This is a genomic window from Pseudomonas sp. HOU2, assembly GCF_040729435.1.
In the GTDB taxonomy this organism is placed as follows: Bacteria; Pseudomonadota; Gammaproteobacteria; order Pseudomonadales; family Pseudomonadaceae; genus Aquipseudomonas.
Window position 1 is genome coordinate 4629561 of record NZ_CP160398.1, and the last position, 13964, is coordinate 4643524.

Here is a 13964-nt window from a genome sequence, read left to right on the forward strand (position 1 = left end):
TATTCAATGGATTCACTGGAGAGTCAGCATGATCAAGTCGCGCGCCGCCGTTGCCTTCGAGGCCAAGAAGCCGCTGGAAATCGTAGAAGTCGATGTGGCCATGCCCAAGGCCGGTGAAGTGTTGCTGCGCGTGGTGGCTTCCGGGGTTTGCCACACTGACGCCTACACCCTGTCCGGCGCGGACCCGGAAGGCATCTTCCCGTCGATCCTTGGCCACGAAGGTGGCGCGATCGTTGAAGCGATCGGCGAGGGCGTAACCTCGGTCGCCGTCGGTGACCACGTGATTCCGCTGTACACCCCGGAATGCGGCCAGTGCAAATTCTGCAAGTCGGGCAAGACCAACCTGTGCCAGGCGATTCGTGCCACTCAGGGCAAAGGCCTGATGCCGGACGGCACTTCGCGCTTTTCCTACAAGGGCGAGACGATTTTCCACTACATGGGTACTTCGACGTTCTCGGAATACACCGTACTGCCGGAAATCTCCGTGGCGAAAATCGCCAAGGATGCGCCGCTGGAAAAGGTCTGCCTGCTCGGTTGCGGCGTGACCACCGGTATCGGTGCGGTGATCAACACCGCCAAGGTCAAGCCGGGTGACACCGTGGCGATCTTCGGTCTGGGTGGCATCGGTCTGTCGGCCGTCATTGGTGCGGTGAAGGCCAAGGCCGCACGCATCATCGCCATCGATATCAACCCGGCCAAGTTCGAAATCGCCAAGCAGTTGGGCGCCACCGATTGCGTCAACCCGAAAGATTTCGATCGTCCGATCCAGGAAGTGATCGTCGACATGACTGACGGCGGCGTCGACTTCTCCTTCGAATGCATCGGCAATGTGCAACTGATGCGCGCGGCGTTGGAATGCTGCCACAAGGGCTGGGGCGAATCGGTCATCATCGGTGTCGCCGGTGCCGGTCAGGAAATTTCGACCCGTCCATTCCAGTTGGTGACCGGTCGCGTCTGGCGTGGTTCGGCATTCGGCGGCGTGCGTGGCCGTACCGAGCTGCCAAGCTACGTCGACATGGCGCAAAGCGGCGAGATCCCGCTGGATACGTTCATCACCCACACCATGGGGCTGGAAGATATCAACAAGGCCTTCGACCTGATGCACGAAGGCAAGAGCATCCGTACCGTCATTCATTTCTAAAAGCAGCGCCAAGCTAAAAGCTTCAAGCTGCAAGTCAGGGCGCTTTGGCCTTTTCTTGAAGCTCGAAGCTTGCCGCTTGCAGCTGGGAGAATCCCATGAGTCTGGAAAACATCTCCTGTCAGAAAAGTTTCGGCGGCTGGCACAAGCGTTATCGCCACCGTTCCGACGCGCTCGGCTGCGACATGGTGTTTGCCGTGTACCTGCCGCCGCAAGCGGAGCAGGGTGGCAAGCTGCCGGTGCTGTACTGGCTGTCCGGTCTGACCTGCACCGACGAGAACTTCATGCAGAAGGCCGGGGCGATGCGCATGGCCGCCGAACTCGGTCTGATCATCGTCGCGCCGGACACCAGTCCGCGCGGCCCGGATGTGCCGGGTGATCCAGATGGCGCCTGGGATTTCGGTCTCGGTGCCGGGTTCTACCTCAATGCCACTCAGGAACCTTGGTCGCGCCACTATCGGATGCATGACTATGTCGTGCAGGAATTGCCTGCACTGGTTGAAGCGCATTTCCCGGCGTCGGACAAACGCAGCATCAGCGGCCACTCCATGGGCGGTCACGGCGCACTGGTCTGCGCGCTGCGCAATCCGGGGCGTTATCAGTCGGTGTCGGCGTTTTCGCCGATCAACAACCCGATGGATTGTCCATGGGGGCAGAAAGCATTCTCCCGCTATCTGGGCGAAGACCGTTCCAAGTGGAAAGAATGGGATGCCTGCGCGCTGATTGCTGAAGCCGACGAGAAACTGCCGTTGCTGGTCGATCAGGGGGATCGCGATGACTTCCTCGCCACGCAGCTCAAACCCGAAGCCCTGCAACAAGCGGCAAAACAAGCGGGGCATCCGCTGACGCTGCGCCTGCAACCGGGCTACGACCACAGCTATTTCTTCATCTCAAGCTTCATTGACGACCACTTGCAGCATCACGCACGCGCCCTGCGCGGTTAATGCAGGTAGAATCACGCCCTGACAAAAATCGGGGCGTTTTTTTATGCGTATTGGCCACGGCTACGATGTTCACCGTTTCGCTGAAGGCGATTTCATTACTCTGGGCGGCGTGCGTATTGCACACGGCTTCGGGCTGCTCGCTCATTCCGACGGTGACGTCCTGCTGCATGCCTTGAGCGATGCCTTGCTCGGCGCGGCCGCGCTGGGCGATATCGGCAAGCACTTTCCGGACACCGACCCGCAATTCAAGGGCGCCGACAGCCGTGTCCTGCTGCGGCATGTGGTCGCGCTGATCCACGCCAAGGGTTGGAAAGTCGGCAACGTCGACAACACCATCGTCGCTCAGGCACCGAAAATGGCCCCGCATATCGAAGCGATGCGCGCGTTGATCGCCGCCGATCTGCAAGTTGAACTGGATCAAGTGAACGTGAAAGCTACTACCACCGAAAAGCTCGGCTTTGTCGGTCGCGAAGAAGGCATCGCCGTGCATTCCGTTGCCTTGTTGCTGCGCGCATGAACGAACTGCAATTGCTTGGCCCGCGGGCCTATGGTGAACCCCTCGGCACTGCGGTTCTGAAAGCCATCGCCGAAGATTTCCAGGTCGATGAAGTGCTCGACATCCCGTTCAGCGGCGATGGCGAACACCTGTGGATCTGGGTGGAAAAACGTGGCCTGAACACCGAAGAAGCAGCGCGGCGCATCGCCAAGGCAGCCGGCGTGCCGTTGCGCACCGTCAGTTATGCCGGGCTCAAGGATCGTCAGGCGTTGACCCGTCAGTGGTTCAGCGTGCAACTGCCGGGCAAGGCCGACCCGGATCTCTCGGCGGCGGAAAACGACACGCTGAAGATCCTCAAGACCACGCGGCACAAGCGCAAGCTGCAACGCGGCGCGCATTCGGCCAACGGCTTCACCTTGCGCCTGACCCAGTTTGCCGGCGACAAGGAGGCGATCGAACAGCGTCTGCAGATGATCGCCAGGCAAGGCATTCCCAATTATTTTGGCGCCCAGCGTTTCGGCCATGACGGCGGCAACGTCGTTGATGCGCGTGCGTGGGCGGCGCGCAAGGCTCTACCGGAGCAGCGCAATGTGCGTTCGCGGCTGCTGTCGACGGCGCGCAGTTTTCTCTTCAATCAAGTGCTGGCGGCGCGGGTTGCCGATGGCACTTGGCAACAGGCGCAGGTCGGCGACCTGCTGGCGTTCACCGACAGTCGCAGTTTCTTCCCGGCGGGTGTTGCCGAATGCAGCGATCCGCGCCTGGCGATTCTCGACCTGCACCCGACCGGTCCGCAGTGGGGCGAAGGTGACTCACCGGCTGCCGGCGCTGTCCATGATCTGGAGCAGGGGATTGCCGAGCGTGAGGCGGATCTGCGCGATTGGTTGATCAATGCCGGAATGAGCCACGAACGTCGCATCCTGCGGCTGCCCATTGGCGGGTTGTCGTGGCATTATCCCCAGCCTGACATTCTGCAACTGGAATTCGTCCTCCCGGCCGGATGCTTCGCCACCGTATTGGTGCGCGAACTCGTTGATCTGGTGCCGGTGGGGCAGACGGACAGCCCATGCGTATTCTGATTTCTAACGACGATGGGGTAACCGCACCCGGTCTCGCCGCGCTTTATGCTGCGCTGGCGGATTACACCGAGTGCGTGGTTATCGCCCCGGAGCAGGACAAAAGCGGCGCCAGCAGTTCGCTGACGCTCGACCGTCCGTTGCACCCGCAATACCTGGCCAACGGTTTCATCAGCCTCAACGGTACGCCGACCGACTGTGTGCACCTGGGCCTCAACGGCCTGCTGGAGCGCGAGCCGGACATGGTGGTTTCCGGGATCAACCTCGGTGCCAATCTGGGCGATGACGTGCTGTATTCCGGCACCGTGGCGGCTGCCCTCGAAGGGCGCTTTCTCGAGCGCCCTTCGTTTGCGTTCTCGCTGTGCTCACGACAGGTGGACAACCTGGCGACAGCCGCACATTTCGCGCGCAAACTGGTCGAAGCCCACGCCGGGCTGGACCTGCCGCCGCGCACGGTGCTGAACGTGAACATTCCCAATCTGCCGATCGATCATATTCGTGGCATTCAACTGACCCGTCTGGGCCATCGCGCCCGGGCTGCGGCGCCGATGAAAGTAGTCGACCCGCGTGGCAAGGCCGGCTACTGGATTGCCGCTGCCGGCGACGCCGAAGATGGCGGACCGGGCACTGACTTTCATGCGGTGATGCAGGGGTATGTGTCGATCACGCCGTTGCAGCTCGATCGCACTTTCAATGATGCCTTCAGAAGTCTCGACGGCTGGCTGGAGGAACTGCGCTGATGGCTCGTGAACACGAAGACAGACTGCGCAGCGGTATCGGCATGACGTCGCAGCGCACCCGTGAACGTTTGATCCAGCGCCTGTATGAAGAAGGCCTGTCCAACGCCAAGGTGCTGGAAGTGATCCGCCGTACGCCGCGTCATCTGTTTGTCGATGAAGCGCTGGCGCATCGTGCCTACGAAGACACCGCACTGCCGATCGGCCACAACCAGACCATCTCTCAGCCTTATATGGTGGCGCGCATGAGCGAGCTGCTGCTGGAGGCGGGACCGCTGGACAAGGTGCTGGAGATCGGTACCGGTTCGGGTTATCAGACGGCCGTGCTGTCGCAACTGGTCGAGCGGGTATTTTCGGTCGAACGCATCAAGGTCCTGCAGGATCGGGCCAAGGAACGCCTGGTCGAACTCAACCTGCGCAATGTGGTGTTCCGCTGGGGCGATGGCTGGGAAGGCTGGCCGGCGCTGGCGCCGTACAACGGCATCATCGTCACCGCGGTCGCGACCGACGTGCCGCAGGCCTTGCTCGATCAACTGGCACCGGGTGGACGGATGGTGATTCCGGTCGGTTCGGGGGAAGTGCAGCAACTGATGTTGATCGTGCGTGAAGAACACGGCTTTTCCCGTCACGTATTGGGAGCTGTGCGCTTCGTGCCATTGCTCAATGGCCCGCTGGCCTGAGCATTTATTTGCGGGCGCTGAATTCCTTGCGCTGGCCTGTGTCTTACACCGGCAGCGATGGTTTAAACGCTACGAACTGTCCACGGGCAAACGTGTGCGTAAAGCGTTTTCGCATCTTTAACGGTAAAGCCTGTTCGGCCCGTTATACTTGCGACACTACTTGCCGCGATTCGGCATTCCACATATTTCAGCCACCACAAAGGGAGCGGCGGGTGAGTCTCACAGTCATTGCGCAGCGTATGGGTAACACGAGCTTTCAGCGCCTGGTGACTGGCCTTGTATTGAGCACCTTGCTGGTCGGTTGCTCCAGCACCAAATCGAGCAACGTGCGGGTGGTCGATCGCAACAGTGCGGCGGCCCAGCGTCCTGCCGTCACGACCGGGCAGTATGTAGTCCGTCCGGGCGATACGCTGTTTTCCATCGCTTTTCGCTATGGCTGGGACTACAAAGCCCTCGCGGCCCGGAACAATATTCCTACGCCGTATACGATCCACCCGGGTCAGACAATTCGCTTTGACGGCCGCACCGGTTCAACACCGACAGCGGTGGTGAGCAACGGCAGTTCCGCGCCATCATCGTCGAGCAAAACCACGGTAATCCGGCGCCAGGCGAATGGCACGACGACCACCACCGTGACCGGCTCCGGAGCCGCTGCTGCGGGGGCTGCACCGTCCGTCGCGAACAAATCGGCTCCGGCTCCGATGCCTCCACCGGGCCCGGCCCCGACCGGCTGGGGATGGCCATCTAATGGCATTCTGATTGGAAAATTCTCTTCAAACGGTAGTTTGAATAAAGGAATTGATATCGCCGGAGATTTGGGACAGCCTGTTTTAGCTGCGTCTGATGGGACGGTGGTTTACGCCGGGAGTGGCTTAAGGGGCTACGGCGAATTAGTCATCATCAAACACAGCGAAACCTACGTCAGTGCCTACGGACATAACCGCAGGCTGTTGGTACGGGAGGGGCAGCAGGTCAAGGTCGGACAGACAATTGCCGAAATGGGGTCAACGGGTACAGACCGGGTGAAACTGCATTTTGAGATTCGCCGCCAAGGTAAACCTGTAGATCCGCTGCAGTTCCTGCCCAAACGTTGATTTGAGGCCAGCCTGTTCCGTCGCGTAGAGGGGACAGGCTCCAGCGCTGCCAAGGATAAAGGCGTCGCTTGAGCTTGGGGTCGAACTCACCAAAGGACTATAACAATGGCTCTCAGTAAAGAAGTGCCGGAGTTTGACATCGACGATGAGGTTCTCCTTATGGAGGCCGGCATCGATTCGGAATCTTCGATGTCGAATGATGAAGGGGCTGCTCCACCTTCCGTTCGTTCCAAATCCAGACAATCCGCTTCACTTAAACAACACAAGTACATCGACTACACTCGGGCACTCGATGCCACGCAGTTGTATCTCAACGAAATCGGCTTTTCCCCATTGCTCTCCCCGGAGGAAGAAGTTCATTTTGCGCGTCTGTCGCAAAGTGGCGACCCTGCCGGGCGCAAGCGCATGATTGAAAGTAACCTGCGGCTGGTCGTGAAGATCGCCCGGCGTTACGTCAATCGGGGGCTGTCGCTGCTGGATCTGATCGAAGAGGGCAACCTCGGATTGATCCGCGCGGTGGAAAAGTTCGATCCCGAGCGCGGCTTCCGCTTCTCGACCTACGCGACCTGGTGGATTCGTCAGACCATCGAGCGCGCGATCATGAATCAGACCCGGACCATCCGGCTGCCGATCCATGTGGTCAAGGAGCTCAACGTGTACCTGCGGGCGGCACGGGAGCTGACGCAAAAGCTCGATCACGAACCTTCACCCGAAGAAATCGCCAACCTGCTGGAAAAACCGGTGGGCGAGGTCAAGCGTATGCTCGGCCTGAACGAGCGAGTATCTTCGGTCGACGTCTCGCTGGGTCCGGATTCGGATAAAACCCTGCTGGACACTTTGACGGATGACCGTCCGACCGATCCATGCGAACTGCTGCAGGACGACGATCTGTCGCAGAGCATCGATCAATGGCTCTCGGAACTGACCGACAAGCAGCGCGAGGTGGTCGTACGCCGCTTCGGCCTGCGCGGCCATGAGAGCAGCACGCTGGAAGATGTAGGCCTGGAGATCGGCCTGACCCGGGAACGGGTGCGGCAGATCCAGGTGGAGGGCCTCAAGCGCCTTCGCGAAATCCTCGAGAAGAATGGCCTGTCGAGCGAGTCGCTGTTTCAGTAAGCGCCTTTGACGAACGCCAACAAAAAGCCCCGACTGGTTCGGGGCTTTTTTATTGCTCTGATATCGGCTGAAGACTGTCTGTGGCGAGGGAGCTTGCTCCCGCCGGGTTGCGCAGCAACCCCAAAGATTCATGAGCGCTGCGCCCTCAAGCGGGAGCAAGCTCCCTCGCCACAACGTTCATTGCCGGACATACGGTCAGCGTTTCCATCGTTTGTAGTCTCGCGGTGTAAGCCTTGGCTTACTCTTTCGTAAGTGTTCCCTATTTTTACAGGACGGCAGACGTCGATTGCTCACAACTTAAGTATTTAAATCATTGATTAATAAGCTTATTTTCTAATGTGAAGTGCTTATTACAGCGATTTCCAGCCCGCGGGGCCGATTGCTCTCCGCGGGGAACTCTCTAGTATCAGCACTGTGTCGACGGACAGACACGCCCTTCAAGGATGAGGGGAAAGGACGTCGCAGGATGCGATTCATCAGGACGATGAAAAGGAATACAGGGAATAGGGAAAAAATGTGGGCGGGTCAAACCGCCCCTTTTTTTGCCTGTAGGAAAGTCAAACCCGAAAAAGCAAAAAGGCCCGCAAGGGGCCTTTTGGTAACGCGCGAAAGATCAGCGTTCGAGGTCTTTGATCTTGCCTTTGACGCCATCCCACTCTTCGGCATCCGGCAGCGATTCTTTCTTCTCGGTGATGTTTGGCCAGATTTCAGCCAACTCAACGTTCAGTTGAATGAACTCCTGCATCTCTTCCGGAACTTCGTCCTCGGAGAAAATCGCGACGGCCGGGCATTCCGGTTCGCACAGGGCGCAGTCGATGCACTCATCCGGGTGAATCACCAGGAAGTTTGGGCCTTCGTAAAAGCAGTCCACCGGACAGACTTCTACGCAGTCGGTGTACTTGCACTTGATGCAGTTGTCGGTGACGACGAAGGTCATTTCTAATTTTCTCCTCAGGCGGCGGCAGCGTAGCCCCTTCACGGTTGGGGTCGCCAGGTTCGGGAGCGATGTCTGCCAGCCAGGCTATTAGCCAGCAGCATCCCAAACCGCGCGAGATTCTAACAGCTTGAAGCCGTTTGCGTTATATCCGGTTCTTTGCTGCTTAGATCCGGTTCTTAAGTGCATATAACAATTCGAGCGCTCGACGCGGGGTCAGGTCATCGAGATCCACTTTCGCCAACTCATCCAGCACCGGATGCGGCAGGCTGGCAAACATGTCGCTTTGCTGCGGGACGACAGGCTTGCCTTTGACGGCAGGCTTTGGCGCCTCATGCGGCAAAGCGGTGTCTTCCAGTCGGCTCAAATGCTCGCGGGCACGCATGATCACTTCACTCGGCACGCCGGCCAATTGCGCCACCGCCAGGCCGTAGCTCTGGCTGGCAGGCCCTGGCAACACGTGATGCAGGAATACGATGCGCTCGTTGTGCTCGGTGGCGTTCAGATGCACGTTAGCCACCAAAGGCTCGGCTTCCGGCAACACGGTCAGTTCGAAATAGTGCGTGGCAAATAGAGTATAGGCACGCAGATGCGCCAGACGCTCGGCGGCGGCCCATGCCAGGGACAGACCGTCGAAGGTGCTGGTGCCGCGACCGACTTCGTCCATCAGCACAAGACTGCGTTCAGTGGCATTGTGCAGGATGTTGGCGGTTTCGCTCATCTCGACCATGAAGGTCGAACGGCCACCGGCCAGGTCATCGCTGGAGCCGATCCGGGTGAAGATCCGGTCCACCAGCGACAGTTCGCAACTGGCCGCCGGCACGAAGCTGCCAATGTGCGCCAACAGCACGATCAATGCGGTCTGGCGCATGTAGGTGGATTTACCGCCCATGTTCGGGCCGGTGATCACCAGCATCCGGGTGTTGTCATCCAGGCTCAGGTCGTTGGCCACGAACGGCGTGGTCAGCACTTGTTCGACCACCGGGTGACGACCCTGGGTGATGCGCATGCACGGCTCGCTGACGAAGCGCGGGCAGTTCAGGTCGAGATTCAACGCACGTTCGGCGAGGTTGCTCAGCACGTCCAGTTCGGCCAGCGCGCCGGCCGTGTCCTGCAGCGGTGGCAGTTGGCTGATCAGGTCTTCCAGCAATGCCTCGTAAAGCATTTTTTCACGAGCCAGAGCGCGGCTCTTGGCCGACAGTGCCTTGTCTTCGAATTCTTTCAGCTCTGGGGTGATGAAGCGTTCGGCACCCTTGAGGGTCTGACGGCGGATGTAATCGGCCGGGGCGGATTCCGCCTGTTTGCTCGGCAGTTCGATGAAGTAGCCGTGAATGCGGTTGTAGCCGACTTTCAGGTTGGCCAGGCCGGTGCGGGCCTTTTCCCGGGCTTCCAGATCAATCAGGAACTGGCCGGCGTTTTCGCTCAGCGATTGCAGCTCGTCGAGTTCGCTGTCGTAACCGGTTTTCAGCACGCCGCCGTCGCGGATCACCGCTGGCGGGTTGTCGATGATGGCTTTTTCCAGCAGCGCCGCCAGTTCAGGGTAGGTGCTGGTGGTGGTTGCCAGACGTTGCAGGTGCGGCGCTTCGAGATCGGTCATCGCCACTTGCAGTTGCGGCAGGGCACCGAGAGCATCGCGCAGGCGGGCGAGGTCACGGGGGCGCGCATTGCGCAAACCGATCCGCGCCAGAATCCGCTCGATGTCGCCGATTTCCTTGAGCTGTGGCTGCAGCTTTTCAAAACGGTAGCCGTCGAGCAGGCAAGTGATCGACGTCTGCCGTGCCAACAATACGGTCAGATCGCGCAGCGGACGGTTCAGCCAACGGGTCAGCAAGCGGCTGCCCATCGCGGTCTGGCAACGATCGACCACCGATTGCAGGGTGTTGTCGCGACCGCCGGCCAGGTTGGTATCGAGTTCCAGGTTGCGACGGCTCGCACCGTCGAGCACCACGGTGTCGTCCAGGCGCTCATGACGCAGGCTGCGCAGATGGGGCAGGGCGGTGCGCTGGGTTTCCTTGGCATAGGCCAGCAGGCAACCGGCGGCACCGATGGCCAAGGTCAGGGTTTCACAGCCGAAGCCTTTCAGGTCTTGCGTGGAGAACTGCTGGCAAAGGCTCTTCAGCGCCGAGTCACGCTCGAAATCCCACGGCGCGCGACGACGCACACCACGGCGTTTTTCCGCCGGCAGGTCTTTCGGCCAATCGTCCGGGATCAGCAGTTCCACCGGGTTGACCCGCTCCAGTTCCGCTAGCAGGTTCTCCCAGCCCTTGATCTCCAGCACAGTGAAGTTGCCGCTGGTGATGTCCAGCACCGCCAGACCGAACAGACGCTCGTCGCCCAGCACGGCGGCAATCAGGTTGTCGCGGCGTTCATCGAGCAGCGCTTCGTCGCTGACCGTACCCGGAGTGATGATGCGCACCACCTGACGTTCCACCGGCCCCTTGCTGGTAGCCGGATCGCCGACCTGCTCGCAGATCACCACTGACTCGCCGAGCTTGACCAGTTTCGCCAGGTAACCTTCCGCCGCGTGGTAAGGAATCCCGCACATCGGAATCGCTTGCCCCGCCGACTGGCCGCGCGCGGTCAGGGTGATGTCGAGCAACTTGGCAGCCTTCTTCGCGTCTTCATAGAAGATCTCGTAGAAGTCGCCCATGCGATAGAACATCAGCTGATCCGGGTGCTGATTCTTCAGGCGCCAGTATTGCTGCATCATCGGGGTGTGGGAGGACAGGTCGGAGACGGCTTTATTCATCGGATTGTCAGGTAACTCGTTAAATGATGTAGGGCAAAAGCGAGGGCAACCGCCGGGCTTTTCCGCGATGGGCGCAAGGTTACCATGGGCGGTCGGCTCGACGCAGGCATGACGGCCGGCTGACACTTTCTGCATTTAATTGTGATTTATGCATGATTTATGCAAATCAGCATTTGTCTTCGGAAAAAACTTCAAGCACTATGCGCGTTATGCAAAAACGCAACGTATCCTCCGTCTTAAGAGCACTGCTCGACCAGCACGGGATCTCCCCCACGGAGCTCCACCGTCGCACCGGCGTGCCTCAATCAACGCTCTCGCGGATTCTCAGCGGGAAGATCGTCGATCCTTCGGATAAACACATTTCGAAGATTGCCGAATACTTCAATGTGAGCACTGATCAATTGCGTGGTCGCGCCGATGTCGCCCCGGCGACTGGCGGCGCGCGCGATGACGTGCATGCGGAACTCAAGGACATAAGCCTGTGGGACGACGATACCCCTGTCGATGACGACGAGGTGTCGGTGCCCTTCCTTCGTGAGGTTGAATTGGCTGCTGGATCAGGAAGATTCGTCATCGAAGAGAGCGAACGCTCTAGCCTGCGCTTCGGCAAGCGCAGCCTGCGCCATAACGGTGTGCAGTTCGACCAGGCCAAATGCGTGACGGTGCGCGGTAACAGCATGATGCCGGTGTTGCGGGATGGCGCCACGGTCGGAGTCAACGCCGGCAAGTGCGGCATCGGCGATATCATCGATGGTGACCTTTACGCGATCAATCACAATGGTCAGTTGCGCGTGAAGCAGCTCTACCGCCTGCCGACCGGCATCCGTCTGCGCAGTTTCAACCGCGATGAGCATCCGGACGAAGACTACAGCTTTCAGGACATGCAGGACGAGCAGATCGTCATCCTCGGTCACGTCTTCTGGTGGGGCATGTACGCCCGATAGATTTTCACCCGTCACAGAAACCCGCCTCATGGCGGGTTTTTTTTCGCCTGAATAAAACCCTCGAGCCCTTGATTTATGCGGCTGCATGCGTTCGTGCATTTCCCATGCATAAATAAATGCATTTATGCATTGACTGTATATGCATCCATGCATATTCTTGCCACCAAGCCGCTCGACAAAGCGGCTGGCAACAACAGCTCTTTAGTTCCACAAGAACAGGCAGCGATGAACCGGCCTCAACGGTTCAGAGGGTTGGCAACTGACCCGGGTGTGCAGCGTAAAGCACCAAGAGCAGTTATCCGGCGGGCAGGGACCGCGGTCGGAAAAACAATTTGAATGGACTCGTACCGCGCCAGTAGCGCCGAACAGTCAGCTTCCTTTTTTGAGTAAAGGACTTAAAGGAAGGCGAAGGAGCGCATTACTGAAAAGCCCGGCGTTCAAACACCGGGCTTTTTGGAATGCCTGCCTGATATTTGCTTCATTCACAACGATTGCGCGGACATCCAGGTACGCAAACCCCAAGGGCTGACGCTCGCCTCAACAAGGAGAAGTAGATGAATCGTTATGCTTACGTTCGATACGACTATGCGAAACCGTTCAAAAAAATCATGCAGATTGTGGAAGCTGAGGAAATACCCGAGTACCTGTCAGGTGGTGGTTGGGTTGATATCACAGCAAACCCGGCTGTTCAGGTCGGATGGAAGGCGGAAACCATCAATTATGTTGACTGGGTTTTCAGTGAACCAACCTATCAAGAACGCGAAAAAGACGTGGCCCAAGACGCTCTGGAGTTACTGACGGCTGCCAGCAAGTGGCTGTTGGTGCATCCACTGCAATACAAAGCCGACCTTGGCGTTGCCACACCTGACGACCAGGCCTTGTTGTTGGCTTACAAGCAGTACTGCGTTGAGCTGGGCGATATGTCGAAACAGTCCGGCTATCCGTACACAGTCAACTGGCCATTGGCGCCGTTCTGATCCAGTCGCAACCGTCATCCGCTGCATCAGGAGTGCATTACTGAAAAGCCCGGCCTCAGCGCCGGGCTTTTTGGAATGCCTGCCTCAAGAGAAATCGTTTGAACCCAACACACAACACTCATCAATCACCTACGGAGGCGTGACATGACAAACGAGCAACAAGCGTTGGCGGACATGCCGATCTGGCTGGTCATCCTCCTTGCCGTGGTGGGCGGGGTGTCCGGCGAAATGTGGCGCGCCGACAAGGAGGGCGCTCGTGGCTGGTCATTGCTGCGGCGTCTGGCCCTGCGCTCCGGCGCCTGCATGATCTGCGGCGTTTCGGCGATCATGCTGCTGTATGCCGCCGGATTATCCATCTGGGCCGCTGGTGCCTTCGGTTGCCTGACCGCCATGGCCGGTGCCGACGTCGCCATCGGTCTCTACGAACGCTGGGCCGCCAAGCGCATCGGCGTCTGCGAAGTTCCCCCGCCGCGCGATCCACAGTAACTCAACATTTTCCTGCCTCGCTGCAAACGATGCGGCGGGGCTGCGCGTGGACAATTGAAAAGGAGGTCATGCATGCCCGCACCGATCCAGCAGCCTTCGCAGCTGTTCACGGCGATGGCGACAACCTTGCGTAACAGCGCCGGCCTGAATCTGCAGGTCGGCAATCACGACGACTTCACCACCCCCGGCGCTCAGGCCTGGGCATTGATCGACTTCGACCGTAATGCGCCCGGAGTGCGCGGCGCGGACGGACGTATCGCCCACGTCATGACCGTATCGCTGCAAGTCATTCCGGCAGTGTCCGCCAGTGCCTTTGCCGCCTGCGATCTGATCGCCGTGCTGAAAAACCTGATCACTGACAACCGCTGGGGGCTGCCCGGCGATCAATGCGATTTGCCGATGAACATTGACGGTTTGCCGTCAGTGCTGGTCCGCGCCGACCAGCCATACAAGGCATGGACGCTGACCTTCACCCAGACCCTCTATCTCGGCCTGACCTTGCTCGACGATCCGCTCGGCACACCGAAATTCGCCCGTACCTGGGAAGTCAGCAACATCGACGACCCCGACCAATACACCGCGCTGGAGGCCTGACC

Annotated in this window: 14 protein-coding genes; 12 read left to right on the forward strand and 2 right to left on the reverse strand. The window is 59.3% G+C overall.

The genetic code is table 11. The features are described from left to right. Positions 1-28 precede the first annotated feature (28 nt). The 8 genes from ABV589_RS20820 (at position 29) to rpoS (ending at position 7278) form a co-directional block, all read left to right on the forward strand. On the forward strand, positions 29-1141 hold the full coding sequence (locus ABV589_RS20820; RefSeq protein ID WP_047291898.1) for an S-(hydroxymethyl)glutathione dehydrogenase/class III alcohol dehydrogenase: 1113 nt from the start codon (positions 29-31) through the stop codon (positions 1139-1141). 95 nt (positions 1142-1236) lie between these two features. Then, on the forward strand, positions 1237-2082 hold the full coding sequence (fghA, locus tag ABV589_RS20825) for an S-formylglutathione hydrolase (RefSeq protein WP_367083364.1): 846 nt from the start codon (positions 1237-1239) through the stop codon (positions 2080-2082). Positions 2083-2125: 43 nt separating this feature from the next. Beyond that, positions 2126-2599, forward strand: coding sequence for a 2-C-methyl-D-erythritol 2,4-cyclodiphosphate synthase (gene ispF / locus ABV589_RS20830; RefSeq protein ID WP_027611044.1), 474 nt, complete (start codon positions 2126-2128; stop codon positions 2597-2599). Beyond that, on the forward strand, positions 2596-3654 hold the full coding sequence (gene truD / locus ABV589_RS20835; protein WP_367083366.1) for a tRNA pseudouridine(13) synthase TruD: 1059 nt from the start codon (positions 2596-2598) through the stop codon (positions 3652-3654). Before ispF ends, truD begins: the two co-directional genes overlap by 4 nt. Then, positions 3642-4391 carry a 5'/3'-nucleotidase SurE gene (gene surE, locus ABV589_RS20840; RefSeq protein WP_047601272.1) on the forward strand — a complete coding sequence of 250 codons (750 nt, stop codon included), beginning with the start codon at positions 3642-3644 and terminating at the stop codon, positions 4389-4391. The genes truD and surE overlap by 13 nt, the downstream gene beginning before the upstream one ends. A gap of 41 nt (positions 4392-4432) precedes the next feature. Next, on the forward strand, positions 4433-5068 hold the full coding sequence (locus ABV589_RS20845; RefSeq protein ID WP_169841266.1) for a protein-L-isoaspartate(D-aspartate) O-methyltransferase: 636 nt from the start codon (positions 4433-4435) through the stop codon (positions 5066-5068). A 212-nt stretch (positions 5069-5280) separates the two neighbouring features. Further along, the gene (locus ABV589_RS20850) at positions 5281-6162 is read left to right on the forward strand and encodes a peptidoglycan DD-metalloendopeptidase family protein (protein ID WP_027611047.1); all 882 of its coding nucleotides are present in this window, start codon (positions 5281-5283) and stop codon (positions 6160-6162) included. Positions 6163-6267: 105 nt separating this feature from the next. Then, on the forward strand, positions 6268-7278 hold the full coding sequence (rpoS, locus tag ABV589_RS20855) for an RNA polymerase sigma factor RpoS (protein WP_007964304.1): 1011 nt from the start codon (positions 6268-6270) through the stop codon (positions 7276-7278). 613 nt (positions 7279-7891) lie between these two features. Here the strand turns inward: rpoS and fdxA are convergent. Continuing rightward, positions 7892-8215 (reverse strand): ferredoxin FdxA, encoded by a 324-nt coding sequence (gene fdxA, locus ABV589_RS20860; protein ID WP_007908827.1) that lies wholly within the window; start codon positions 8213-8215, stop codon positions 7892-7894. 163 nt (positions 8216-8378) lie between these two features. After that, positions 8379-10961, reverse strand: a complete 2583-nt coding sequence (gene mutS, locus ABV589_RS20865; protein WP_367083367.1) for a DNA mismatch repair protein MutS — start codon at positions 10959-10961, stop codon at positions 8379-8381. A gap of 209 nt (positions 10962-11170) precedes the next feature. Between mutS and ABV589_RS20870 the strand changes: the two genes are divergently transcribed. The 4 genes from ABV589_RS20870 to ABV589_RS20885 all read left to right on the forward strand — a co-directional run bounded on the left by ABV589_RS20870 (position 11171) and on the right by ABV589_RS20885 (position 13962). Further along, positions 11171-11905 (forward strand): XRE family transcriptional regulator, encoded by a 735-nt coding sequence (locus ABV589_RS20870; protein ID WP_103520488.1) that lies wholly within the window; start codon positions 11171-11173, stop codon positions 11903-11905. Between the two features lie 554 nt (positions 11906-12459). Then, on the forward strand, positions 12460-12882 hold the full coding sequence (locus ABV589_RS20875; RefSeq protein WP_367083369.1) for a tail fiber assembly protein: 423 nt from the start codon (positions 12460-12462) through the stop codon (positions 12880-12882). Positions 12883-13026: 144 nt separating this feature from the next. Further along, a complete protein-coding gene (locus ABV589_RS20880; RefSeq protein WP_003222183.1) occupies positions 13027-13368 on the forward strand; it encodes a phage holin family protein in 342 nt (113 codons plus the stop codon). A 72-nt stretch (positions 13369-13440) separates the two neighbouring features. Further along, entirely contained in the window at positions 13441-13962 is a 522-nt protein-coding gene (locus ABV589_RS20885) for a hypothetical protein (protein ID WP_367083371.1), read from the forward strand. The last annotated feature ends 2 nt before the right edge of the window (positions 13963-13964 follow it).

What these genes read in the sequence shown, in the direction of transcription:
- fghA (WP_367083364.1), top strand. Translation starts at nt 1,237, where the DNA reads ATGAGTCTGGAAAACATCTCCTGTCAGAAAAGTTTCGGCGGCTGGCAC.
- mutS (WP_367083367.1), bottom strand. Translation starts at nt 10,961, where the DNA reads ATGAATAAAGCCGTCTCCGACCTGTCCTCCCACACCCCGATGATGCAG.
- truD (WP_367083366.1), top strand. Translation starts at nt 2,596, where the DNA reads ATGAACGAACTGCAATTGCTTGGCCCGCGGGCCTATGGTGAACCCCTC.
- fdxA (WP_007908827.1), bottom strand. Translation starts at nt 8,215, where the DNA reads ATGACCTTCGTCGTCACCGACAACTGCATCAAGTGCAAGTACACCGAC.
- ispF (WP_027611044.1), top strand. Translation starts at nt 2,126, where the DNA reads ATGCGTATTGGCCACGGCTACGATGTTCACCGTTTCGCTGAAGGCGAT.
- ABV589_RS20845 (WP_169841266.1), top strand. Translation starts at nt 4,433, where the DNA reads ATGACGTCGCAGCGCACCCGTGAACGTTTGATCCAGCGCCTGTATGAA.
- ABV589_RS20820 (WP_047291898.1), top strand. Translation starts at nt 29, where the DNA reads ATGATCAAGTCGCGCGCCGCCGTTGCCTTCGAGGCCAAGAAGCCGCTG.
- ABV589_RS20880 (WP_003222183.1), top strand. Translation starts at nt 13,027, where the DNA reads ATGACAAACGAGCAACAAGCGTTGGCGGACATGCCGATCTGGCTGGTC.
- ABV589_RS20870 (WP_103520488.1), top strand. Translation starts at nt 11,171, where the DNA reads ATGCAAAAACGCAACGTATCCTCCGTCTTAAGAGCACTGCTCGACCAG.
- ABV589_RS20885 (WP_367083371.1), top strand. Translation starts at nt 13,441, where the DNA reads ATGCCCGCACCGATCCAGCAGCCTTCGCAGCTGTTCACGGCGATGGCG.
- rpoS (WP_007964304.1), top strand. Translation starts at nt 6,268, where the DNA reads ATGGCTCTCAGTAAAGAAGTGCCGGAGTTTGACATCGACGATGAGGTT.
- ABV589_RS20875 (WP_367083369.1), top strand. Translation starts at nt 12,460, where the DNA reads ATGAATCGTTATGCTTACGTTCGATACGACTATGCGAAACCGTTCAAA.
- surE (WP_047601272.1), top strand. Translation starts at nt 3,642, where the DNA reads ATGCGTATTCTGATTTCTAACGACGATGGGGTAACCGCACCCGGTCTC.